Annotated in this window: 26 protein-coding genes; 12 read left to right on the top strand and 14 right to left on the bottom strand. The window is 36.3% G+C overall.

The window, feature by feature from the left end; all coding sequences use genetic code 11:
* Positions 1-26 precede the first annotated feature (26 nt).
* The 4 genes from cobT (at position 27) to AAV97_RS12025 (ending at position 4,850) form a co-directional block, all read left to right on the top strand.
* Positions 27-1,079 (top strand): nicotinate-nucleotide--dimethylbenzimidazole phosphoribosyltransferase, encoded by a 1,053-nt coding sequence (gene cobT, locus AAV97_RS12010; RefSeq protein WP_046760685.1) that lies wholly within the window; start codon positions 27-29, stop codon positions 1,077-1,079.
* Positions 1,080-1,103: 24 nt separating this feature from the next.
* A complete protein-coding gene (locus AAV97_RS12015; protein WP_046760686.1) occupies positions 1,104-1,715 on the top strand; it encodes a histidine phosphatase family protein in 612 nt (203 codons plus the stop codon).
* Complete coding sequence (locus tag AAV97_RS12020; protein ID WP_009586897.1) at positions 1,712-2,452, top strand: adenosylcobinamide-GDP ribazoletransferase; 741 nt, start codon at positions 1,712-1,714, stop codon at positions 2,450-2,452. The genes AAV97_RS12015 and AAV97_RS12020 overlap by 4 nt, the downstream gene beginning before the upstream one ends.
* Positions 2,453-3,158: 706 nt before the next feature.
* Positions 3,159-4,850 carry a tetratricopeptide repeat protein gene (locus AAV97_RS12025; protein WP_046760687.1) on the top strand — a complete coding sequence of 564 codons (1,692 nt, stop codon included), beginning with the start codon at positions 3,159-3,161 and terminating at the stop codon, positions 4,848-4,850.
* Between the two features lie 132 nt (positions 4,851-4,982).
* Here AAV97_RS12025 and AAV97_RS12030 read toward each other — a convergent pair whose 3' ends face one another.
* Positions 4,983-5,309 (bottom strand): ArsR/SmtB family transcription factor, encoded by a 327-nt coding sequence (locus tag AAV97_RS12030; RefSeq protein WP_009586893.1) that lies wholly within the window; start codon positions 5,307-5,309, stop codon positions 4,983-4,985.
* A 383-nt stretch (positions 5,310-5,692) separates the two neighbouring features.
* Between AAV97_RS12030 and AAV97_RS12035 the strand changes: the two genes are divergently transcribed.
* Complete coding sequence (locus tag AAV97_RS12035; protein WP_035301542.1) at positions 5,693-5,875, top strand: hypothetical protein; 183 nt, start codon at positions 5,693-5,695, stop codon at positions 5,873-5,875.
* Positions 5,876-6,081: 206 nt separating this feature from the next.
* On the opposite strand, the gene AAV97_RS12040 is transcribed toward AAV97_RS12035, so the two are convergent.
* From AAV97_RS12040 to AAV97_RS12060, 5 genes are all read right to left on the bottom strand, one after another.
* Positions 6,082-6,615 carry a DUF2058 domain-containing protein gene (locus AAV97_RS12040; RefSeq protein WP_009586922.1) on the bottom strand — a complete coding sequence of 178 codons (534 nt, stop codon included), beginning with the start codon at positions 6,613-6,615 and terminating at the stop codon, positions 6,082-6,084.
* A 15-nt stretch (positions 6,616-6,630) separates the two neighbouring features.
* A complete protein-coding gene (locus AAV97_RS12045) occupies positions 6,631-7,305 on the bottom strand; it encodes a YoaK family protein (RefSeq protein WP_005031699.1) in 675 nt (224 codons plus the stop codon).
* 31 nt (positions 7,306-7,336) lie between these two features.
* Positions 7,337-8,533 carry a serine/threonine transporter SstT gene (gene sstT, locus AAV97_RS12050; protein ID WP_005031697.1) on the bottom strand — a complete coding sequence of 399 codons (1,197 nt, stop codon included), beginning with the start codon at positions 8,531-8,533 and terminating at the stop codon, positions 7,337-7,339.
* Positions 8,534-8,702: 169 nt separating this feature from the next.
* Positions 8,703-10,430 carry a SulP family inorganic anion transporter gene (locus AAV97_RS12055; RefSeq protein ID WP_005031695.1) on the bottom strand — a complete coding sequence of 576 codons (1,728 nt, stop codon included), beginning with the start codon at positions 10,428-10,430 and terminating at the stop codon, positions 8,703-8,705.
* A gap of 118 nt (positions 10,431-10,548) precedes the next feature.
* The gene (locus AAV97_RS12060; RefSeq protein WP_004830638.1) at positions 10,549-10,860 is read right to left on the bottom strand and encodes an ArsR/SmtB family transcription factor; all 312 of its coding nucleotides are present in this window, start codon (positions 10,858-10,860) and stop codon (positions 10,549-10,551) included.
* A gap of 232 nt (positions 10,861-11,092) precedes the next feature.
* On the opposite strand from AAV97_RS12060, the gene AAV97_RS12065 reads away from it, so the two are divergent.
* The 7 genes from AAV97_RS12065 to AAV97_RS12095 all read left to right on the top strand — a co-directional run bounded on the left by AAV97_RS12065 (position 11,093) and on the right by AAV97_RS12095 (position 17,998).
* Positions 11,093-11,350 carry a hypothetical protein gene (locus tag AAV97_RS12065; protein WP_009586913.1) on the top strand — a complete coding sequence of 86 codons (258 nt, stop codon included), beginning with the start codon at positions 11,093-11,095 and terminating at the stop codon, positions 11,348-11,350.
* Positions 11,351-11,357: 7 nt separating this feature from the next.
* The gene (locus AAV97_RS12070) at positions 11,358-12,110 is read left to right on the top strand and encodes a zeta toxin (RefSeq protein WP_081409746.1); all 753 of its coding nucleotides are present in this window, start codon (positions 11,358-11,360) and stop codon (positions 12,108-12,110) included.
* Positions 12,111-12,312: 202 nt separating this feature from the next.
* Positions 12,313-12,729 (top strand): YeeE/YedE family protein, encoded by a 417-nt coding sequence (locus AAV97_RS12075; RefSeq protein ID WP_034708834.1) that lies wholly within the window; start codon positions 12,313-12,315, stop codon positions 12,727-12,729.
* A 2-nt stretch (positions 12,730-12,731) separates the two neighbouring features.
* On the top strand, positions 12,732-13,142 hold the full coding sequence (locus AAV97_RS12080) for a DUF6691 family protein (protein ID WP_005031691.1): 411 nt from the start codon (positions 12,732-12,734) through the stop codon (positions 13,140-13,142).
* A gap of 6 nt (positions 13,143-13,148) precedes the next feature.
* Positions 13,149-14,015: an MBL fold metallo-hydrolase gene (locus tag AAV97_RS12085; protein WP_009586875.1), complete on the top strand. Its 867-nt coding sequence runs from the start codon at positions 13,149-13,151 to the stop codon at positions 14,013-14,015.
* 327 nt (positions 14,016-14,342) lie between these two features.
* On the top strand, positions 14,343-16,484 hold the full coding sequence (locus AAV97_RS12090) for an EAL and GGDEF domain-containing protein (RefSeq protein ID WP_046760689.1): 2,142 nt from the start codon (positions 14,343-14,345) through the stop codon (positions 16,482-16,484).
* Between the two features lie 458 nt (positions 16,485-16,942).
* Complete coding sequence (locus tag AAV97_RS12095; RefSeq protein ID WP_046760690.1) at positions 16,943-17,998, top strand: 3-deoxy-7-phosphoheptulonate synthase; 1,056 nt, start codon at positions 16,943-16,945, stop codon at positions 17,996-17,998.
* 100 nt (positions 17,999-18,098) lie between these two features.
* On the opposite strand, the gene AAV97_RS12100 is transcribed toward AAV97_RS12095, so the two are convergent.
* The 8 genes from AAV97_RS12100 to AAV97_RS12130 all read right to left on the bottom strand — a co-directional run bounded on the left by AAV97_RS12100 (position 18,099) and on the right by AAV97_RS12130 (position 22,619).
* On the bottom strand, positions 18,099-18,416 hold the full coding sequence (locus AAV97_RS12100; RefSeq protein WP_046760691.1) for a hypothetical protein: 318 nt from the start codon (positions 18,414-18,416) through the stop codon (positions 18,099-18,101).
* Positions 18,417-18,472: 56 nt separating this feature from the next.
* The gene (locus tag AAV97_RS12105) at positions 18,473-18,808 is read right to left on the bottom strand and encodes a hypothetical protein (protein WP_046760692.1); all 336 of its coding nucleotides are present in this window, start codon (positions 18,806-18,808) and stop codon (positions 18,473-18,475) included.
* A 90-nt stretch (positions 18,809-18,898) separates the two neighbouring features.
* On the bottom strand, positions 18,899-19,216 hold the full coding sequence (locus tag AAV97_RS12110) for a hypothetical protein (protein ID WP_046760693.1): 318 nt from the start codon (positions 19,214-19,216) through the stop codon (positions 18,899-18,901).
* 101 nt (positions 19,217-19,317) lie between these two features.
* Positions 19,318-19,557, bottom strand: coding sequence for a hypothetical protein (locus AAV97_RS20910; protein ID WP_228136547.1), 240 nt, complete (start codon positions 19,555-19,557; stop codon positions 19,318-19,320).
* Positions 19,558-19,820: 263 nt separating this feature from the next.
* On the bottom strand, positions 19,821-20,195 hold the full coding sequence (gene gcvH, locus AAV97_RS12115) for a glycine cleavage system protein GcvH (RefSeq protein ID WP_046760694.1): 375 nt from the start codon (positions 20,193-20,195) through the stop codon (positions 19,821-19,823).
* A 117-nt stretch (positions 20,196-20,312) separates the two neighbouring features.
* Positions 20,313-21,344 carry an AraC family transcriptional regulator gene (locus tag AAV97_RS12120; protein WP_004830660.1) on the bottom strand — a complete coding sequence of 344 codons (1,032 nt, stop codon included), beginning with the start codon at positions 21,342-21,344 and terminating at the stop codon, positions 20,313-20,315.
* Between the two features lie 87 nt (positions 21,345-21,431).
* Complete coding sequence (locus AAV97_RS12125) at positions 21,432-21,887, bottom strand: MaoC family dehydratase (RefSeq protein ID WP_046760695.1); 456 nt, start codon at positions 21,885-21,887, stop codon at positions 21,432-21,434.
* Between the two features lie 234 nt (positions 21,888-22,121).
* Complete coding sequence (locus AAV97_RS12130) at positions 22,122-22,619, bottom strand: GNAT family N-acetyltransferase (RefSeq protein WP_046760696.1); 498 nt, start codon at positions 22,617-22,619, stop codon at positions 22,122-22,124.
* Positions 22,620-22,718: the final 99 nt, after the last annotated feature.

A 22,718-nucleotide genomic window follows, 5' to 3' on the forward strand; every position in this document is an offset into this window, starting at 1 on the left:
TAAAAATGATTGAAATGGAGAAAACAATGAATTGGTGGTTAGAAGCATGCAAAGTTCCAAGTGCAGAGATGAAACAACAGGCTGAAGAACGTCAATCGCAATTGACCAAGCCGACGGGTTCACTTGCTGCTCTAGAAAATGTCGCTGTGCAATTGGCAAGTCTACAAAATAATCCTAAACCACAGCTTGAACATCCTTGGATTACAATATTTGCAGGTGATCATGGGGTAATGGCAGAAAATGTGTCTGCCTATCCGCAAGCGGTAACACGACAAATGCTGCAAAATTTTGCAACTGGCGGCGCATGTATCAGTGTGATTGCCAAAGAATATGCAGCGACATTGCAAGTGATTGATTGTGGTACGGTCGGAGACGCTTACGAATATCAAGGTGTTGAACGTCACTGTATTGCACCAGGAACAGCAAACTTTGCAAAACAAGTGGCGATGACTGAAGAACAATGTGCTCAAGCTATGGATTTAGGACGTAAAAGTGTTGAAAAAGCCTTTGCCAATCATGCTTCGATTTATATTGCTGGAGAAATGGGAATAGGAAATACCTGTGCTGCTTCAGCCGTTGCAAGCTTTTTATTAAATGAACCAGCAGAGCAATTAACAGGTGTAGGTACAGGGATTCGAGAAGAGCAATTGATACATAAGAAAAATATAATTAAAAATGCTGTTGAAATGCATAAAAATTATGTTAAAAGTGATGTATTTAAGGCGCTTTGTGCAGTCGGTGGCTTAGAAATTGCAGCAATGACGGGTGCATATATTCGTTGTGCTCAAGTCGGTTTAGCTGTGATTGTGGATGGATTTATCAGTTCTGTTGCAGCTTTGGTAGCAGTTCAGTTGAATCCTGCAGTTCGTCAGTGGATGTTGTTTGGGCACCAATCTGCTGAATATGGTCACTTGCGTATATTACAAGAACTCAATGCTGATCCATTATTAAAATTGAATTTGCGTTTGGGGGAAGGAAGTGGAGCAGGAGCCTCACTAGGGGTCATTAAACTCGCATGTAGCTTACATAACAATATGGCAACATTTGCTGAAGCTGCTGTGATTGGTGAAAAAGTTTAAAATATTCAAAACAAGAGCAGATAAATGAAACTGAGGGTTGATCTATTACGTCACGGCGAAACCACGTTAAGTCATACTTTGCGCGGCTCGACTGATGATGATTTAACAGAATTGGGCTGGCAGCAAATGCACCAGAGCATATTCTTAGATCAAAACTCAGTTCAAACACAGTGGGATTATGTGTTCAGCTCTCCTTTAAAACGCTGTGCACAATTTGCTCAGTCTTTTTCACAACAAGTCAGGATTCCGTTGATGCAGGATCAACGGCTTCAAGAAATACATTTTGGGGACTGGGAGGGTATTTCTGTTCAACAGATTTATATAGATTCTCCTGAGCTTTTGGCAAATTTTTGGCAGTACCCAACTCGTTTTACCCCACCCAATGCTGAAAAATATTTAGATTTTCAATCTCGAATCAATCAGGCATTGTATTCGATTCAACAACATATGCTGGCATCAAACAGTCGAACTGCTTTAGTGGTCACACATGGCGGTGTGATTAAGTTATTAAAATGTATGGCGCTGCAACAATCCTTAGATGATATTTTAAAAATGACTGCTGATTTAGGGCAATTAAATCGCTTTATTTTAGACAGTGAAACCATGCAACTGGAACTTTTGGAGGATGGTAGATGACTCCATTTTTTATTGCATTGCAGTTTCTAACGATTGTTCCTGTTCATTTAAGAAAAATGCCTTCACCGCAGCAGAATGGCTGTTCATTATTATTCTATCCAGTTGTTGGTTTATTAATTGGCTTAGTGCTTTATGCAGTAGCCAGCCTATTGCATGTTTTACCTGTTGTTTTATTAAGCACTTTTATTCTGGTGATCTGGATTTGGTTAACAGGTGGACTTCATCTGGATGGTTTGGCAGATACTGCCGATGCATGGGTAGGTGGTTTTGGCGATAAAGAAAATACCCTTAGAATAATGAAAGACCCTGCCTGTGGACCAATCGGCGTATTAAGTCTGATCATTGTTTGTATCATTAAATGGTCTGCATTGTATGTTTTACTTCAAGAACAACTCTACACTGCTTTGGTGTTATTTCCGGTTTTTGGACGTTTAACGCCACTTTTTTTATTTCTGACCACAGAATATGTTCGTGAAAGAGGTTTAGGTTCTACCATTGCACAATACATCCCTAAAACATGGTCGATCATCATTTTTAGTATCAGTCTATTGGCTGTCGGATACTTTGTTTGGGTTGGATTAGCGACAGCAATCATTTTTATTTTAACGCTCATTTATCTCCGACATAAATTTATTCAAAGAATTGATGGCATTACAGGAGATACGATTGGTGCGAGTATAGAAATCGCAGAGACAGTCTGTTTACTCAGTTTTGTGATTTTGGGCTATTATCTGTGAGTATTTTGAGTCAAGCCCATAGTAAAAAATGATCAAGATATCTTCTGACTAAAATGACTCAAAAGCAAAAACTATGCCTTATATCTATACCTAAACCGCCTGATTATTCATACAAGTGATTCAATTTCTATCATTCATATCCAATAAACTTTATGCTTTTATACAAATTATTAGAAGTTTTTATAGATTTATTTATTTTTGCATTTTTAAATTATAGATGGTCTTTATATCGTAAGGCGACATGGATGTCGTTATGTTGAGTGGGGGAGTAGGATATATCCACTCGCTCAACGAAAAATTTTTGTCATCTTTCATCTGAGCAAGAACAAAGCACTGCTTTGTTTGCAGCGCAAGAGTGAAGCATCGCCTACGCAGATCTATTTAAACTTTTGATATAAAGCGTGGCAATAAAAGCTTTAAATCATTTAACAATATATTCATTACATTAATTTTATTGATCAAGACAAATTCTATTTTACTGTATGAGTTTTTCAGTAGATTGATATGAAATTATATTGATTTGACATCCTATACATATGAATATATATTCATATGTATAGATAATCATATTTATGGATTTAACTGTTGCCATTGACTGGTTAGGAGATCGTATTTGTAGGCTTGAGAAAGCTATAAAAATTAATCCTTATACTGGTCATAACCATTAAATTCTTTTGTTAAAGGATTTTGAATTAAGGAGTCAAGAATGACTGATACTTATTATGATCTCGGTGATTATCACCGTAAAATTACAACAACATCATCTGATGCCCAAATATGGTTTGACCGTGGTTTACAATGGACCTATTGTTTCAACCCTGGAGAAGCTGTCAATTGTTTTAAAAAAGCTACAGAATATGATCCCGACTGCGCTATGGCATACTGGGGAATTGCATTTGCGTCAGGTCCAAATTACAACAAAGCATGGCGATTATTTGATAAAGCAGATCTTGAAATTAAGATTCCATTTATTCAAAGAGTTATGGAAAAGGCAAAAGAAAACGCTGTTAAAAATGCGACTTCTTTTGAAAAAGATATGATTAATGCTTTAGCATCTCGATTTCCTAAAATTATGACGACTAACGAAGATGACTTTAAAAAGCTCAATCTAGCTTATGCTGAATCAATGAGACCATTTTATCAAAAATATTCGGATGATCTTGATGCTGCTGCACTATTCGCTGACTCACTAATGTGTCTTAGTCCACGTCAACTTTGGGATATAGATACTGGGGAAGCTATTGGTTCAGGTACATTGGAAGCGCGAAAAGTTCTTGAAGATGCATTATCACGCTCTGGTAGTAATCGTCACCCCGTATTAAACCACTTATATATTCACCTAATGGAAATGTCACCTTACCCAGAGGTTGCTTTGACGGCTGCTGATAATCTTCGTAGCTTATCTCCCGATGGTTCACATTTGGCGCATATGTCTACTCATATAGATAACGCTTGTGGAGATTGGCGACGAGTTGTTTACTCGAATTTAGATGCGGCTAGAGCAGATGACAAATATTTTGCGAAAGAAATGAATCCAGATGCTTGGTACGTCGCCTATAGGGCACACAATTTAATAGTTGGAGCATATGGTGCGATGATGGCAGGTAAATCTCGAGAAGCTTTAGATATGGCTCATCGCATTAACAAAATCCTCACACCTGAAGTACTTAGTATTTCTTCACCGCCTATGGCTAATTTATGTGAGAGTTATTGTACAACTTTACCCCATGTAATGATCCGTTTCGGTCTATGGGAAGAAATTTTAGAACTCGAACTTCCTGAAGATAAAGAGTTATATAGTTCGACTGTAGCAATGATCAGTTATGCTCGTGGGATTGCGTTCTCTGCACTCAGACGGATTCCTGAAGCTGAACAAGCGCATATTGAATTCGAAGCAGCAGCAGCAGCTGTGCCTGAAGAACGATATAATTCAATTCCTGTTAAAGAAATATATGCACTTAATATTGCCACAAAAATGATTCATGGTGAGCTTGAATATCGTAAAGGAAATATTGAAAAAGCATTTATGATATTAAGAGAAGGTATTGAGTTGGAAGATGCTCTTCCATACAGTGATCCTCCTGCTTGGTTACAACCTGTACGTCATGCATATTGTGCACTTAATATGGAACAAGGCAATTATGAAGTGGCTGCTACAGAGTATCGGATCGAATTAGGCTTGGATAAAAAGTTAGGTAGGCGTCGCATCCGTCCGAATAATGTATGGAGTTTGCATGGATTATATGAATGCTTAACTAAACTAGGGAGAGATAAGGAAGCTGAAGAAATTTCCTTACAACGTGATATTGCTGTTGCTTCAGCAGATATTCCAATTGAAGCATCATGCTTTTGTCGCCTGAGTGCATTTGAAAAAGATGCTTGTTGTTCAAACTCATAACATTTTAAAAATCTTATGATGCTTGTAAAATGTTATAAGCACATCCAATTTAGTTAATATTGGCATCTATATACGTCATATTTGCCCTATTGGATATATTGGTTGTGCTTTTAATTAGCTGTCGTAATTGTATTAAAAGTCTTCACATGCCTCTTCAACAATATGTATAGCCATATCAGAAATTACATGACTCACATGAGTATCTGCTATTTGATAAATAACTTGTTTTGCCTGTCGGTTGCCCTTTACTAAACGTGCTGAACGTAAAAGTCTAAGGTTATGACTGACCAATGATTGTGAAAGATCAAGAGCTGTAGAAATCTCTCCAACAGAACTCGGTCCACGCATACAAAACAAAAGTATTTTGAGTCGGGATGCATCGCCTAATAACTTAAAAGTATCTGCAAGTTTATGAACTTCTTCTTGAGTTAATTCGATTTGATCACTTTTTAAATTCATTTCGGCTTCAATCTCAACATTCCTATCAAAAAACTTTAAATATTTTACGCTTTACTTTCCAGTAATAGCAAGGTTAATACCAAAGCTGAACGGTACCGAGATTGTTGGAGACAAACTTTATTAAGAGAGTATTATAATGACAAAATTAAAATACACCCCAAAAATCAAATAACGGGCAGTAAGCTTAGTGTCTGACTCTAAAAAAGACTATACTTCTACTTGGACTGTAATTACAGCAATTACATCTAAAATCGGTTGTACCTCTGAAACTTTGCGTGCTTGGCATAATAAATTGAAAACAAAGCGCTACAACGCGTTAATGAAACTCTTCCTAAAGCTGCTACTTTTGTCGCGCAGGAAGAGTTAGACTGCCCACACAAATAATGGTTGATTTTATTCGTGGTTATAAGGCTCAGTATTGTGTGGAGCAATTTAGCTGGATTTGGCAAGTCAGCTACGGACATTATGATATTGCAAAAGTTGTGCAGCAGTTTAAGCAAGAAGTATATTCAACAGCGCTAAATAGTATTGCGCACTTATATATTTATTTGATTTTGCAAAAGTAAATCAAAGTTGAATTCTTATTTTTCTGTCTAACTCAAAAAGTGCGTTGTAACTTATGATCGCGATTTCAGGCAAAATATCTTTATATTGCACTGGTGTGTTTATATCGATTGGTGATTGTGCCTAAGAAATGCATTTTAGAACACAATCCATTTTGTAAGTAAAGACAGATATTTTTAATCTGTACTGGTTCAGATTTGACCCAAAATTACCACATTAAATCATCTGGAATGACGTAAGCTGCATAAGGATCTTCTTCATCTGTGACCTGTTCATTCTTTTCAGAATTATTGACAATAATAAAGCCAGTCATTTTCTCATTGATACGATCTGCTAAAGCTTTAGGTAATATGGCATAAGCATCATGATCATGTGCAATCACTAAGCTACCTGCAACCAGAGCATTGTAGACTTGTTGATTAAGATAAATTTTCTTAATTGAACCATCAATAAACTGATAGGTAACATCACCATCTGTATCTTTGATTTTATGTTGCTTGATCATTTGGATGATTGATGCTTTCAATGCTTTTTCATCTAAAATTCTTTGTTTTTCTTGATTCAGTGCCTGGTCTTTAGAGATTTTTTCTTGTTTGTCTTGTTCAATTTTTGCTTTGAGTTCAGCCTCATTACTTTGACCAGTACGCTGTTCATGTTGTGCTTGCTTAGAAAGCTTCTTTGCTTTTTTATTATCAACTAAGCCAGCTTTGAGTAATTGCGCTTGTAATGCGTTTTTAACCATAATAATAACCAACGATTAACTGTGTTTCGAGCCATGCCGAAAATAAATAAACCAATACACTAAGCTTAATACTAAACTTAATCCAGCAGGGATAAGGAATGCATTCAATTGTAAATAAGGATGGACAATACTGGCAATGATTCCACCCAGAATAAATCCAAAAAGAATCAATAAATGCAAAGTTATGCGGCGTTTTTCAACCACAAGCCCTCTGAAAAAATAGCCTAATGCTAATCCTAAATCTGTTAATACACCTGAAAGATGCGTGGTACGAATAATTGTACCTTTGTAATGGCTCACCATGGCATTTTGTATACCCATGGCGGCACTTGCCCAAAGTAAGGCGTATTGCGGATGATAGGGAATAAATACCCAACACAAAAAAATAAAAATACTGACTAGACTCAGCGGTATGCCGTATCTACGACCAAGTTGAAAATGACTATTACCTAAAATATAGCCACTATAGCTTGAACCCAGCACATAACTGATGATAATCAACAGCAGATAAACAACATGACTATATTGCTGATGTACCAGTGCTTGAGCAAACAAACTGGCATTACCTGTCATATGAGAGATCGATTGGTGTAGAACCGTGATTAAGCCCAATACATTAATTATGCCTGCATTGACTGCAAGCATAAAAGCACCAAGCTGAATCCAGGCTGGTAAATATTGAAGAGGCATAATTCCTTCTTTTCTTCATACTTTTGGCAAATTACCTTTTTGAGAGGTCAATTGCTGCGGTAAATATAACGTCAGTAGATGAATTTAATGCAGTTTCTGTTGAATCTTGCAATACACTGATGACCATCCCAATAGCCACCACTTGCATTGCGATTTCTGAAGGAATCCCAAACAAACCGCATGCAATTGGAATCAGTAGCAAAGAACCACTGGCAACACCTGAAGCACCACATGCTGATAAAACAGATACAATACATAAGATAACCATGGTGACAATATCAACATGAATATTAAGGGTATGTACTGCTGCTAGAGAGAGTACCGTAATCGTTACTGCTGCGCCAGCCATGTTGATTGTCGCACCTAAAGGAATCGCAACGTTGGCAGTGGTATCATTTACACCCAAACGCTTCGCCAAATCAAGATTGACTGGAATATTGGCAGCAGAACTACGCGTAAAGAATGCAGTAATTCCACTTTCTCTTAAGCATTTGAGTACCAAAGGGTATGGGTTTTTACGCATCACAATACCCACGATCAATGGATTGATCACTAACGCAACAAACAACATTGTTCCCACAAGGACTGCAATCAAATGTGCATAGTTTTTTAGCGTTTCCAAACCAGCTTGTGCAAAAGTAGCGACCACTAAACCAAAAATACCGACTGGCGCAAATGAAATCACAATACGAATAATACTGTTAACTGCATCTGCTACATCTGTAATCACTTGTTTTGTGGTTTCCGAACCATGACGAAGTGCAGCACCTAGACCAACAGCCCAAGCGAGAATACCAATAAAATTGGCTTCATGTAGTGCTGTGATTGGGTTGGTAATAAAACTCAGCAGTAAATTTTTTAATACTTCAGCCACACTTCCTGGTGGTTGTAAAGCTGCTTCACTGGCATGCGTGAAAATGAGTGTACTTGGGAATAAGGTACTAATAATTATTGCGCTGATCGCAGCCAATAACATTCCGATGGCATATAAAATCAGAATAGGTCTTAAATTGCTTGCACCGCCACCCACTTTAAAATTAGCAATTGAAGCGAGAACCAATACAAATACCAGAATCGGTGCAATAGATTTTAATGCTTTAATAAAAAGCTCGCCTAAAATATTGAAATATCCGGCTGAATTTGGAAATAAATACGCAACTAAAAAACCAAGAATGATGGCAATAAGAATACGTGTAACTAAACTTAAACGTGCTAGGGCAGCAAACATATTGAACCTTTTTGCCTAAACTGGTCTAAAATCAATGAACAAGCCGGCTATTCTATACCTAAACGCGAAAACTTAAATACCACATTTTCACCATAAAAATTAAGATATTAAAAAATATATAGCTTTTTCAGCAATCATATTAAAAATTGTTGACAAATTAAATGATTTTTTATCTGAAAGTTTGAGCATCTAAGGCATGCATTGCTTGGTAATGCGTTAAATAGACTGTCCCACTCAGTTCATTGATTAAATTCGACTGTTTTAAACGATCCATAACTGGACCTTTAATCTCAGTAAAATGCATCTGAATTTTTAAATTCTTTAATTCATTATTGATTTCTTCCAATGTTTCTAAAGCACTTGCATCAATATTGCTGATACTTGAACAATTAATCACAACATGATGCAGTTCAGGATGTTGACTGACTTCAAAAATCACAAATTCTTTTAAAGTATTAGCATTTAAAAAAGTTAAATTCTCATCTATACGGATTGAGACAATATTGGTACTGGTCAGCACTTCATGGCGGGAAATATTACGAAAGTGTTGAGTACCTTCAACTAGACCAATCACAGCGATATGTGGGCGACTGATTCGCCACAATAACAAAATGAATGTCGAAATAATGCCGATGATTAGACCTGTAGAAATGTCGATACACAATACGCCAAAAAAGGTCACCCACATTGCAAGACCATCTGCTTTTGAATAGCGCCAAGTTTCAATAAACGGCTTAAAATCGACTAACTTCCAAATCGACACCATAATGGTTGCTGCAAGAATTGCTAGAGGCAACTCTTTAAATAATCCTGTAAGATATAAACTGACAATAACAATAAAAATAGATGATAAAACTCCAGCCATCGGTGTTTTTGCACCAGCATCTGCATTGACTACAGTACGGGATAAGCTACCCGTCACAGGAAATGCCGAGGTAACACCAGCACTAAAATTGGCAAGACCTAAGGCTATAAGCTCTTGATTGCTATTTAATTCACTACGTTGTTGAAAGGCAGTTGTCTGAGCTATGGATATAGATTCTACAAAACTGACCATTGTAATCATGGCTGCACCAGGCAGAAGCTGAATCACTAAATCCCAGTTCCAGTAAGGCATGGCAAACGGTGGAAATCCTGAAGGAATTTCACCTACAGTTTTAATTCCATATTGATCTATATGTAAAAAATGAATCAATGCAATTGAAATAAATACCAGTATAAGAGGGAGTGCCTTGATCCAAAATTGTACAGAAGTTGAAAAGGTATGGCAGATTTTTGACTTCAAAAGGTTTGGCATATAGAGCAAAAACAGTGTTGCAGCGATACCAAAAACTAAAGTTTCAATACTGGTAAATCGAAGATATTGCCAAGCACTTTGGATAAACTCAACGATATTTCCTGATTTTAGTGGAATATCCAACATAAACTTCACTTGGCTAAGTGCAATCAACACAGCAGAGGCGATAATAAAACTTTTAATTACAGGATGGCTGATTAAACGAATTAAAAAACCAAACCTAAAAATGCCAAGTAATGTCGAAAGTATGCCGACTAAAATTGCCAATAAGCATGCGGCTTGAATATAAACAGGTGATCCAACCTCATACAAAGGTTCAAGCGTTGCAAAGGTCATCATCGAAATCAGTGCAACAGGACCAATGGACAAAGTTGGGCTTCCGCCAACGATGGCGTAGATGATCATCGGTAAAATACTGGCATATAACCCCGTGACTGGAGGCAAGCCTGCAACCATTGCATATGCCATTCCTTGGGGAACCAGCATGGCAATAACGATTAAAGCGGCGAGTAAATCGGCTCGAAATTTAGGAACAGTATAGTCTTGTAACCATTGCCAAGCAGGAAGCATTTTACTAAATTGCAATCTAGGAGTAGCCATTGGATTTTCAATATCACATTTTCATATATATTATGCAGAAAAAATGCTAAGAAAAATAGCGACAATAAGTGCTTAAGAGATAAGTTTCTGTTTTTATTTTTAAAATTATAGAAAAAGTTTAAATTTTAGGACAGTAAAGGTCATACAGCATTTTTAAAACAGTGGTGAGTTTGTCATCTTTAATCGAATAATAAATCTGTTTTCCATCTCTACGTGTCGCAACCACATCACTTTTACGTAACATCATTAATTGTTGTGAGAGTGTTGGTTGATTAATTTGAGTATGTTCTTCAATTTGTGAAACATTCAACTCTTGTTGAGCCAAATGACACAAAATGAGTAAACGATCAGTATTCGCCAAAGATTTTAGGATTGTAACAACTGATGAGGCAGAGTCACGCATGACATCAATTTTAAGATCGTTGGGCATAAAACATTTCCATCATGGTTTGGCTTAGTATAACTGTGTCCAAGCATGTCGCATGGGTTCGAACATATGTTTTTTCGTGAATTTCTAAATCAATTTTATAAATATATACATGTTGATATTTATACAATATTTAGCCGCATTTTGACATGTATGAAAGATGTTGAATAAATAGACAAAAATACGTCTTATGTTATGATAACGAAAACAACGCAAACAGACTGGGGATTTTTCCATGAGTCAATTTACAGTCATGAAAACTTCATTACGGGAAGAAGCAACAATTCCAATGCTTGCTATTGATGCATTTCATGATGCATTTAGGCAGGCGAGTTTGTCTGATGCGGGTGTCACCTATGTTAAAGATCGACAACTTGTTCAACAATTGCATGGTGAAGTCACCGTTATTCAAGATTTATCTACAGCATATATATTACCTAAATTAAAACGTAGTGTTTTAAAGCGTAAAAAGAAACAAGAGGTCTTGGCATAATTTTTACATGCGACCACCACGAATAAGAATGTTTGCTGGTCCGAATGGATCAGGTAAAAGTACCATCAAAGACTATTTGGCTCCGAATCAAATTGGAGCGTATTTAAATGCTGATGAATTGGAAAAACAGTTGCTTGCTACTCAGCAACTCTGTTTAAGTGATTACCATGCAGCTTTATCAGCTCCTGCCTTATTGACGTTTTTAAAACAAAATAAACGTAAAAGAAATGAAACATTAGTACCTCTATTATTCACTCAACCTAAAATCATACATGATCAAGTGATTGTTTTTGAATTAGATGAAATAGATTCATATCTTTGTGCGCGCATCATTGATTTTATTCGAATGGAGTTTTTAAAGCTCAAAATAAGCTTTACATTTGAAACAGTGATGTCACATGCCAGTAAAGTCGAATTCTTAGGTGAAGCAAAACGTCAAGGGTTCAAAACATATTTATATTATGTTGCGACAGTAGATCCTAAAATAAATATTGCACGTGTTAAGTATCGTGTTTATGCCGGTGGACATGATGTTCCAGAACACAAGATCTATGAACGATACTATCGCAGTTTAGATTTATTGATGCCTGCTATTGAGGTTTCTGATCGCGCATATATTTTTGATAATTCAAGTGATGGTGAAAAAGCTTCTTTTATTGCTGAAATTGAGAATGCCGAAGAATTAAAATTAAATCCAGCTGTCCATTATTTTCCCAAATGGTTTGTTGATAAAGTATTGAATGAATTTAATGAAGAATGATTCTGTATTCAATTTTTCATTCAAAGATCTGTCAATGTATCAGCGAGTTATGAGTTGGTCTAGTCAAACTCATAGCGCTTAATTTTTAAAATTTATATTATTCATGGGTTTGCAGAAAATTTTATATCGATATACAACAATGATATTGAATAAATTAGAAAAACATATATTATAAAAACATATATTGTTTGGGTTTAAAATGATGCATGACTTTATCCTTGCTTTCATTGGTGGCACTTTACTTGGGCTGGCTGTTGTCGGCTATTTATTGGTGAATGGTCGTATTGCGGGTATTAGTGGTTTAGTTGCACAAGTATTAGATCCTAAAACCCTGTTAAAAACGCCTGCATTATGGTTTTTATTAGGTTTGTTGATTACGCCATTTTTTTATAATTCTATGGTTCATCCACAAATTGAAATGATGACTACAGATCCAATTTTATTGATCATTGCAGGTCTTTTGGTTGGATTTGGTACGCGACTGGGTTCAGGCTGTACCAGTGGACACGGTATTTGTGGGATTAGTCGCTTATCTAAACGCTCATTCGTTGCAACCTGTACTTTTATGCTGGCAGGGTTCATGACTGTTTATGTGATGCGTCATGTGTTGGGAGCATGAACATGAAAAATATATTTGCTTTTGTTTTTGGTGGTTTATTTGCAATTGGTCTCATGCTTTCAGGCATGTCGAATCCTGCAAAAGTGATTGGTTTTTTAGATATATTTGGTCATTGGGATCCAAGTTTGGCTTTTGTCATGATTGGCGCGATCATGGTCGCATTTTTACCATTTCAGAAGGTGAAACGTCAGCCAGTCACTTTATTTAATGAAAAAATTGACTTACCGATCAATACGAAAATCGATACAAAGTTGATCCTCGGCGCTGTGCTTTTTGGAATAGGATGGGGAATCGCAGGTATATGTCCAGCTCCTGCATTTACTTTGATCGGCGCAGGTGTTTATCCCGCACTGTACTTTATTATCGCAATGTTGGCTGGTGTCCTTATTCACCGTAAGGTTGTAGGAGTGTAGTGGGTGATGAATCCAATTGTTCAAGATTTTTTTGATGAAAACAGCAATACGTTCAGTTATGTTGTGACTGATCCAATAAGCAAATGTTGTGCAATTATTGACAGTGTATTGGATTATGATGCAGCATCAGCGACCACCAGCACCACGCATGCAGATCAAATCATTGAATATATTCAACAACATCAACTTTGTGTTGAGTGGATTTTGGAAACACATGTACATGCTGATCATTTAACGGCTTCACAATACTTAAAGCAAAAGCTTGGTGGACGAATTGCAATGAGTGAAAAGATTGCTATCGTACAGGATACTTTTAGCCAAATTTATCATCTGGATATAAAGGCATTAAACTCTCATCAGTCATTTGACTATTTATTTAAAGATCATGAAGTTTTTAAAATAGGTCAATTAGAGGCTTATAATATTCCGACACCTGGTCATACTCCTGCATGTTTAACCTATGTGATCGGAGATGCGGCATTTGTTGGTGATACATTGTTTATGCCAGATTATGGTACTGCTCGTTGTGACTTTCCAAAAGGTAGTGCGGCACAACTTTATGATTCTGTCATGCAGATTTTTAAATTAGCTGATGATACTCGCATTTTTTTATGCCATGACTATCTTTCTGAGTCACGTACAGACTATGCTTGCCAAACGGATCTTAAAACTCAACGCCAAGAAAATATTCATATCCATAGCGGTGTCACAAAACTGGCATTTATTCATATGCGTGAACAGCGTGATGCTAGCTTATCCATGCCTAAATTGATTCTTCCTGCGATCCAAATCAATATGGATGCAGGGAAATTTCCTGAAGCTGAAAGTAACGGGGTTCGATACTTGAAGTTGCCGCTAAATTATTTTAAATAATAAAAAAAGTGATTTTAAACAATAGTCAATTGTCCCAAATATTATCCGACAAACTTCAATTGATTATTGTGAATAAACATGTCAGTGTTAATCTGATGAAGATAAATTAGAAAAATAGTAGACAATAATTTAAACATAGATTTTATTGATAAATTTGTCTATAATTTTGCACTCTTTTATTATAAATGTGACTTGATTCAATTTATTTTCTGATAAATGAAAGGGTTAACATTTCTGTTAATGATTGCAAAATAAACATGTGGCTAAAATATATCATCTAGAAAAAGAGTTTATATTGAATTTGCACTGATATTATAGGATTAATCTATGGCTGGCGCATATTTACCTTATGATCGAAATATAAATCAGGTGGGGTCGTCTCGGAATTCTATAAAGCCGCAGTGTGTGCAAATTTCAAATGAAGTTAAGTTTGCCTTAGACCAAGTTCCACATTTAATTTGGATGACTAAATTTGGTGAAGGCTATTGTAATACCGCTTTAAAACAATATTTCGGAATTGATCATAATGACATTGACGCTTATCAATGGATGGAGTTTTTACATCCAGAAGATAGAGCGCTGATGCAAAACATTTGGATGAAAGCACACAAAACAGGTCTGCGTTTTGAACAAGAATGCCGTATCCGACGCCATGATGGTGTATATCAATGGTTTTTATTGAATGCACAAAGTGCGTTATATCAAAAGAAATATTTTGATTGGACAATCACATGTAGCAATATTCATGAGCGCCTTTCAAAGTTAAAGGAAACTCAACAATTATTAAAAGCCAATACTGACATGCTCGATGCGAGTGTTGATTGTATCAAAATCATTAGCCCAGATGGTTATGTTTCACACATGAATAAATCGGGCAGTCTCGCACTACTCGGACAAGAAAAAGTCACAAGTTTTGGTATGGAATGGTTGGGATTGTTGCCCCCTGAAGTGCGTGAGCAAGGTAAAAAAGCAATCAAAGAAGCGGCTAAAGGAAAAAATGCCCGATTTGCTGGAAAGAGTATTTTAAATAATGTCACCATGTATTGGGACAATATATTGACGCCTATTGTCAATGCACAAGGGCAAACGACCAGTATTTTGTGTGTATCAAGAGATATTACGAAACAACGCATTGCTGAAGAAAAGCTACGATTAAACAGTGAATTTGATGAAATGACGAGTTTGATGAACCGTCGTGTATTCAAAAAAAGGCTAAAATCTTCGATCAGCAAAGCTCGAGATTCCCGTGGCAAAATTGGATTATTGTTACTTGACCTCGATCATTTTAAACACATTAATGATACTTTAGGGCATTCAGCAGGGGATCATTTACTCAAAGTTTTATCGAAACGACTAGCCAATTGTCTTGATGAACATGCCTATATTGCGAGACTGGGTGGGGATGAGTTTGCTGTGGTGATTGAAAATGTAGAAAACAATCAGCAAATTGAAACAGTCTCAAAAAAATTATTAAAACAATTAGAAGCGCCAATTACTTATACTGGTAAGTTATTAAACGGCGGTATGAGTATTGGTGGAGCAATCTACCCTGATGATGCTAAAGATGGATCTGGTCTTTTAAAATGTGCCGATACAGCATTGAATGACTTAAAAGAGCGTGGGCGTGGTGGTGTGCGTATGTTTGGGGCTGATATGTTGGAGACTGCACAACGTAAAGCTAAACAATTACATACTGCACGATACATGATACGAAGTAATCAGGTTGAGGCATTTTACCAGCCTAAAGTAAAACTGGATGATTGTTCAATTATTGGCTTTGAAGCATTATTGCGGTGGCGAGATGTAGAAGGAGAGGTCTATTTCCCCTCTACAGTAGCAGAGGCGTTTAATGATTTTGAATTGGCCACCAAAATCAGTGAAATTATGCATGATCGTATTTTTACCGATATGTCGCATTGGATGAACCTAGATTTAAAGGTTGTTCCCATTTCGATTAATGCATCGCCTGTAGAGTTTATGCGAGATAATTATGCCGAAACTTTATTAAAACGACTGACGAACTATGCAATTCCGGCACATTTGATTGAAATTGAAATAACGGAGCATGTACTTGCAGATCGTGGTTATGAATATGTGGTTCGGGCATTAAAAAAACTTAAACATGCAGGGGTTCGTATTGCTTTAGATGATTTTGGGACAGGGCATTCCTCAATGTCACATATCCGCGATTATCCAGTAGATAGCCTGAAGATTGACTATAATTTTGTCAATCGTATGCATGAGGAAGATTCGATCAAAGCGATCGTTGAAGGAATTGCCAAGCTTGGTCCAATTTTATCACTAGATATTGTCGCTGAAGGAATTGAAACCACACAACAATTGGACAGTTTAATCGCGATAGGATGCAAATTCGGGCAAGGTTTCTTATTTAGCCAAGCGATCAACGCAGATCAAGTACAAAAAATGTTAGGCAAACAGATTCTCGTTTCGCCGGACATGTATCATTAAATGCATATTTAATTTAGTTTATTCAGCGCATTTATATAAAATCAAAATATTTTTAAAAAGAGCTTGAAAAGTCATGGCACAGCGAGTATTGTGAATTCAAGATAGATTTTTATGAACGACATAAAGATGTTAAAGCAACCTGTAATCGCTACTTCTTATTATTTTTGGCAATTCTTTAGATAGTTGCCTGAAGTCGTTCGGGCACTGAAATGGTTGCCCATCAAAGTTAATACCTGATCGGCAACCCTGATCAGGTTTTTTTATGCCTATATATTAACCTTTTAAGATAGATTGAATTTAAAGTTTTGGAGAATGTCATGATGAAATTTAACGCTGTATATTTTAGCAACTTTTATTGGTTTTACTTTGGTCAAATGAACAATTTGATTGCCCATTTGAATAGATCCCATACGCTCAAATAAAAGTTAGGACTGAGTGAGAGTCCAAAGGAATACATTATGAATGCTCTAAATATCGCTTTACAACAAAATCAAACGATAGAAACTCAGTTAGCTTTGCCTTATGAGTTAAAAGAAAAATTCCCATTACAACATAAACTTGCTTTTCAAGTTGCTGAACAACGTCAAACAATTCAAAACATTCTCAATGGTTTAGATCATCGTTTACTTGTGATCACAGGTCCATGCTCAATTCATGATGAAAAATCTGCACTTGAATATGCAGATCGTTTAATTCAACTCCAAGAAAAAGTTTCAGATCATATTTTTTTAGTGATGCGTGCATATATTGAAAAGCCACGTACAACAGTGGGCTGGAAAGGTTTTTTATATGATCCTCACTTAGACGGGTCTGCCAATATGCAACTGGGTTTAGAGAAGTCACGCCAACTTTATTTGCAAATTATTGAAAAAGGTTTACCGATTGCCAGCGAAATTTTAAGCCCGATGGCAACAGCTTATTTTGATGATTTGTTGGCTTGGGGTGCGATTGGTGCTCGTACCAGTGAGTCACAAATTCACCGTGAAATTTCAAGTCACATGCCTTTCAGTATCGGCTTCAAAAATGGTACAGATGGTTCGATTCAAATTGCTTTAGATGCAATCCAATCTGCAAGCCATGCCCATCAATTCCTTGCCATGAGTCAAAAAGGTACACCGTGTATTGTACATAGTCAGGGCAATCCTTTGGCGCATATCATCTTGCGTGGTTCTAACAAGGGAACCAATTATGATGCTGCATCGATTCAGCAGATCCGCCATCAGCATCAAGGAAAATTACCTGCGCTGGTGATTGACTGTAGTCATGGTAACAGCAGTAAAGATCCTTTAAAGCAACCGTTGGTTTTACAGCAAATTATTGAAGAAAGACATTTAACTCATGTTCGTGGTGTGATGTTGGAAAGTCATTTGGTTGATGGCAATCAAAAAATTTCTTGTGATATGACCTATGGTCAATCTGTTACGGATGGCTGTTTAGGTTGGAGCAAAACTGAGCAGTTGCTTTTAGATGTGGCTGAACAACTTTCTGAAAAGACTTTGGCGTGTTCGGCGTAGATATAAATTAAATTGTATGTCTAAACAAAATGTTCTTTTAAAATCCCGCCATATTTTTATGGTGGGATAAATAGTGAGTTTTAAGTAATATCAATTATAGTTAATCTTTATGATCAATTTGTTTAATTGTGCAAAAAGATGCACTACCTTGATTTTCATCGACATATAGAGTTACCTGTTGTTTATTTCTGCCCCAGTTCATTAAGGTTGTTGCTAGGATTGTTTTTCTTGCTTGTGGGATGATCAAGTAACCCCAAGGATTTCTATTTTCGCAAATTCTAGGAACCTCTCTAGTTTCTAAGCGTATCAGTAATCCTTCAGTTATACTTGTAATATCAGAAATTCTTCCAGAAACATATGTTTCTTCTGCAAAAATTTGCTGGGTAACTAAAATTGTTAGTAATAATATTTTCTTCATTGATTTACCTATGTTTTTAACGCTATTGATTGAGTTTAAATTCAATTCGTATTTAATTAATCATTTAAAATATAGTGATAAAACCCTTCTGCTAAAGCCCAGGGTTGAAAGTCTGAACAGCTTTGTGGACCAGAAAAAATTAATGTTACAGTTTTATTAGTAACTTGAGCAGTAAGTAATACAGCAAATAGTTTACTGCAATTAGATGGTGGAATTTCATTCCAAGTCACTGACGTACTACATAATACAGGACTACTTAGACCACCTACAGTGTTGGCTAAAAGTCCACCTGTACGAGGATTTACAGATACACCACTTACTTTCCCAGTACAACTTGCAGCAAAAACAGATTGGTTAAGCAGAATGAGCAGTAAAAAGATAATTTTTTTCATTTTTATCACCTTATTTTACATGATAATAGCTACTGATGAGCTACAAACTTTATAACAACGATCTATATACACTTCTACAATTTCAATAAATTATGACATCCTAACCATCCATGGAACAGTTATATAATCAGTTTCATCGCAATTATAATTGTCAGCTATATAGCGCAAATTGATATTCTTTTTCAATGCATAAGCTTGCATGAGAATTGCTAAATATGGTTTTGTAGATGGTTTTGACCAAGGTCCAATTTGTTTCCAAGACTCTTGGCCATTTTGAGATTTTAGTAATACTAACAAATCAGTATCTTGGGTCTGAATTTGCATAACTCTGTAAGGTCCGCAATCGACTTGCGCAAATGATAAATTACATATACATATTGTAACGATTAAAGAAATTATTCTTTTCATTTTTAGTAAATCTCGTACCAAACAATAGAGGGTCTGCCATCTGATGAACATCCAGCTAAATGAGCAGATATAATTTTTTTTGTTAAAAAAGCTCCATATAATTAAGCATAGGTTCTTTTACCAATTGGCGTGGAGGCATCAAACCGAAATTGGTTTGTGGTGGTGTAATTACAGCCAAGTGTAGAACCAAAACTTTCACCATTCACTGTAACATAGCAAATACTATCAACATTATGGCATCCAATACTAAGAATTTTTCTCTCAAATATATCTTCTGAAGCAAGGGATAAAGAGTTAAATACAAGAAAAAATACAAAAAATAGGCTGATTTGCTTTAGCATTTTATTTCCTTTATGAAAATATGAGTTAATTGTATTAATATTGTTGTATTTATATATAGATTTTTTTAAAAAGTAAATATGCTTAAAATGAAATATATGGCGAAAATTAGAAAAAAGTTAATTATATCTGATGGTTGTTTTAGAGAATATCCAGTATTAACCAGATTAGACCTAAGAAAATAACAAATTATGTCACCTAATTTAAGAAAAATAAAAGACCAGAATATTCTGATCTTTTTATTGGTACAGTTAAAATTTGAAAATTAAAGCCCAGCTTCATATTCAGTGTTACTGAGTAACTTTTCAACATCAGCGATATTGTCTGGTTTAATCTTATAAATCCAACCTTTGCTATATGGGTCATCATTGACAAAATCTGGATCATCTTCAAGCGCGGTATTTACTTCGACCACTTCACCTGAGACAGGAGCATGAATATCAGAAGCAGTTTTCACTGATTCAACAACACCTGCCTGAGCGCCAGCAGTTACACGGCTACCTACTTCTGGAGCTTCAACATAAACAAGGTCACCCAAAGCATCTTGAGCATGATCTGAAATACCGGTAATCACGAGATCACCCTCAATTTTTACCCATTCATGTGTTGCTGCATACTTCAAATCAGAAGGATGATTCATAATGACTCCATTAATCCATTTATTTTTGCCACGAGTTATACCGTTTTTTTAAACAAAACAAAAAGCAGAGATACTGATAAACTTATTCATATAAATCAATAATCAGTGCAAAGCATATTATAAGTACGGATCTTTACGCCAACTGCTAGGACTGCGTCCACTCCAACGTTTAAATGCACGACTAAAATTTGCTACATCACTGTAGCCAAGTTCATCAGCAATTTGCTCAAGGGTATAGTCGGTACGTGAAAGTAACGAAGTTGCGTGACGGTAACGAACTTCGTCAACCAATGTTGAAAAAGAAGTTCCTTCAGCTGCCAATTGACGTTTTAAGGTGCGATCAGACATATGCAGACGGTCTGCAACATTTTCGATACTGAGATAATGCTGTTCTGAATGAGTTAAAATATCACGCACACGCATTGCCAAACGGCGTCTTTCGCCTAAAGCGGAAAGTTCTGCTTCACATTGGTTAATGGCAATTTGACTGGCAATCGGGTCAGCATTGACCATCTTTAAACCCAAATAGGCTTTGTCAAAACTGGCAATTAAGTGTGGCTGTTCGAAACGCATAGTATATTGCTTTGACAGTTTTTCAATGTATTTGTCAAAACCTTCTGGCTTTGGAAAGTCAAAATCAATATCACCATGCAGGTCATTAATTCCAGTTAATGCCTTTGCCATGGTCATGATCCCAAAAGTCAGACCCATCACAATTTCAGTACGCAAAGGTTCGATTTCAATATCACATTGCAACTGTAAAGTGGCTTTTTCACCGAATGTAGAGAAGTACAATTGCAAAAAGGGCATACGCAATTGAATAAATCGGTTTGCCAGTACCAATGCATCAGTAATGTCATTGGCAGTCATGATGGCATAGCCAATAAAGCCATGAATCGAAATACGCATCTGTGTTCCGAGATGAAAGCCTAATGTGCTTTCGCCTGTCAGTTTCAGCGCATGTTTAATGAGCTCATTGGCAAGTGGTGTAGGTATTCGACACTCTGGTTCTGCGAGCTGTTCACTGGTAAAGTTAAACGGTGCAAATAATGTTTCTGCACTATATCCCCAACGTGAAACGATATCTAATAATAATAGTCCATAAACACCAGGAATTCCCTGATCTTGGCGAGCTGAGACTGTTTTCATGTGCTTTCCATTGCTCTGAACATTGCTTTTACTTGTTTCATCATATTGTCATGATATGGAAAAACCCTTAAATATTGTAAGACAAATTTAGGATAAATGCGCATCAAAATTACGTTTAAATACCACGATTTTGGTGGTTGAAATAAGTAATACATCATCATTTTGGTTTTTAGCTTGTGTGATATAGGTCACAATAGCACGATCATTTTTAGTTTTAGAAGGGGTAATCGAAACAATTTCAACATCGACATGAATTCGATCGCCAACTCGTGTAGGTCTGGGCCATCGTAAGCTGGACTCTGAACCGATCAGTCCATATGCAACAGGGAAGCATTCAGTCCAGAGTCGCATGGTGACCGCCGATGTATGCCAGCCACTTGCGGCTAATCCTTTAAAAATAGGATGATCTTTGGCTTTTTCTGCATCGGTATGGAATACTTGCGGATCATACTTATGTGCAAACTCTAAAACTTCATCCAAAGTCATTTCGTATTCACGACTTTTAAAATGATCACCTACGTTTAAATCTTCCAAATACAACATTGTTTATACATTCCCTTAATTTCACAAGATACTTATAAATCATGAATTTCTAAGTATAAAAATTAAATTATCTAAACATTTTCATTGTAAATTACCGTTATGCAATTTCAATGACTGTTTTGCCAAGGATTCATTTTTTTAAGTCGCATTAAAAAATACATTTCAGTTTTTAAACGATTATAATCTTGGCATTGTCCAATGACTTTAAAGCAATGAAAATACGACTAAAGTGAATTAAGTGCTAGGTCCAAATGTTTTAAGCATCCAAACTTCACAAGCATGACTATGACCTGTGTTGCCTTTAGGCGCGGGCAAATGCTCAAAGCCTAATTTTTCATAGAGTTTTACCGCTTGCCACAGGTTTTCAGTGGTTTCTAAATAACAGGCTTGAAAACCATGATGTTGAGCAAACTCAAAACATTGTTCAAGGATCTTTTTTGCAAATCCAAGACCACGAAGTTCGGGTAAAAAATACATTTTTTGAATTTCTAAAATAGAGGAATCGCCCTGTAACGGTGAAATACCGCCACCGCCAACGATTCGACCATTGCCATCCTCAATCACCCAATATTGTGCATTGTCTTGTGCGTATACTTGATATAAATCATCCAGAATAGGGTCGGCAACAGCAAAGCCAGACTCAGGTGCAAGACCAAATTCTTTAGATACCTCCCGAATGACTTGTGCAATCGCAGCATTATCTTGTATGTATATAGTTCGAATTTGATACATAAGAATATGAAAATAAAAAGGTAGAATTTTTATAGCAAAAATTCTACCTTTTGTGATCAGTTGATAATTTAATTGATCAAAACTATAGCAGTTGAGGTT

The sequence above is a fragment of the Acinetobacter sp. Ag2 genome, from assembly GCF_001005515.1.
Taxonomy (GTDB): Bacteria; Pseudomonadota; Gammaproteobacteria; order Pseudomonadales; family Moraxellaceae; genus Acinetobacter; species Acinetobacter bereziniae.

Bases quoted from the DNA above. Each gene is read 5' to 3' on its own strand.
- AAV97_RS12040 (WP_009586922.1), bottom strand. From the start codon at position 6,615: ATGGTTAAAAACGCATTACAAGCGCAATTACTCAAAGCTGGCTTAGTT.
- AAV97_RS12025 (WP_046760687.1), top strand. From the start codon at position 3,159: ATGACTGATACTTATTATGATCTCGGTGATTATCACCGTAAAATTACA.
- AAV97_RS12130 (WP_046760696.1), bottom strand. From the start codon at position 22,619: ATGTATCAAATTCGAACTATATACATACAAGATAATGCTGCGATTGCA.
- cobT (WP_046760685.1), top strand. From the start codon at position 27: ATGAATTGGTGGTTAGAAGCATGCAAAGTTCCAAGTGCAGAGATGAAA.
- AAV97_RS12100 (WP_046760691.1), bottom strand. From the start codon at position 18,416: ATGAAGAAAATATTATTACTAACAATTTTAGTTACCCAGCAAATTTTT.
- AAV97_RS12055 (WP_005031695.1), bottom strand. From the start codon at position 10,430: ATGGCTACTCCTAGATTGCAATTTAGTAAAATGCTTCCTGCTTGGCAA.
- AAV97_RS12060 (WP_004830638.1), bottom strand. From the start codon at position 10,860: ATGCCCAACGATCTTAAAATTGATGTCATGCGTGACTCTGCCTCATCA.
- AAV97_RS12120 (WP_004830660.1), bottom strand. From the start codon at position 21,344: ATGAAAACAGTCTCAGCTCGCCAAGATCAGGGAATTCCTGGTGTTTAT.
- sstT (WP_005031697.1), bottom strand. From the start codon at position 8,533: ATGTTTGCTGCCCTAGCACGTTTAAGTTTAGTTACACGTATTCTTATT.
- AAV97_RS12085 (WP_009586875.1), top strand. From the start codon at position 13,149: ATGAATCCAATTGTTCAAGATTTTTTTGATGAAAACAGCAATACGTTC.
- AAV97_RS12065 (WP_009586913.1), top strand. From the start codon at position 11,093: ATGAGTCAATTTACAGTCATGAAAACTTCATTACGGGAAGAAGCAACA.
- AAV97_RS12045 (WP_005031699.1), bottom strand. From the start codon at position 7,305: ATGCCTCTTCAATATTTACCAGCCTGGATTCAGCTTGGTGCTTTTATG.
- AAV97_RS12075 (WP_034708834.1), top strand. From the start codon at position 12,313: ATGCATGACTTTATCCTTGCTTTCATTGGTGGCACTTTACTTGGGCTG.
- AAV97_RS12035 (WP_035301542.1), top strand. From the start codon at position 5,693: ATGGTTGATTTTATTCGTGGTTATAAGGCTCAGTATTGTGTGGAGCAA.
- AAV97_RS12030 (WP_009586893.1), bottom strand. From the start codon at position 5,309: ATGAATTTAAAAAGTGATCAAATCGAATTAACTCAAGAAGAAGTTCAT.
- AAV97_RS12110 (WP_046760693.1), bottom strand. From the start codon at position 19,216: ATGAAAAGAATAATTTCTTTAATCGTTACAATATGTATATGTAATTTA.
- AAV97_RS20910 (WP_228136547.1), bottom strand. From the start codon at position 19,557: ATGCTAAAGCAAATCAGCCTATTTTTTGTATTTTTTCTTGTATTTAAC.
- AAV97_RS12070 (WP_081409746.1), top strand. From the start codon at position 11,358: ATGCGACCACCACGAATAAGAATGTTTGCTGGTCCGAATGGATCAGGT.
- AAV97_RS12095 (WP_046760690.1), top strand. From the start codon at position 16,943: ATGAATGCTCTAAATATCGCTTTACAACAAAATCAAACGATAGAAACT.
- gcvH (WP_046760694.1), bottom strand. From the start codon at position 20,195: ATGAATCATCCTTCTGATTTGAAGTATGCAGCAACACATGAATGGGTA.
- AAV97_RS12080 (WP_005031691.1), top strand. From the start codon at position 12,732: ATGAAAAATATATTTGCTTTTGTTTTTGGTGGTTTATTTGCAATTGGT.
- AAV97_RS12125 (WP_046760695.1), bottom strand. From the start codon at position 21,887: ATGTTGTATTTGGAAGATTTAAACGTAGGTGATCATTTTAAAAGTCGT.
- AAV97_RS12015 (WP_046760686.1), top strand. From the start codon at position 1,104: ATGAAACTGAGGGTTGATCTATTACGTCACGGCGAAACCACGTTAAGT.
- AAV97_RS12105 (WP_046760692.1), bottom strand. From the start codon at position 18,808: ATGAAAAAAATTATCTTTTTACTGCTCATTCTGCTTAACCAATCTGTT.
- AAV97_RS12020 (WP_009586897.1), top strand. From the start codon at position 1,712: ATGACTCCATTTTTTATTGCATTGCAGTTTCTAACGATTGTTCCTGTT.
- AAV97_RS12090 (WP_046760689.1), top strand. From the start codon at position 14,343: ATGGCTGGCGCATATTTACCTTATGATCGAAATATAAATCAGGTGGGG.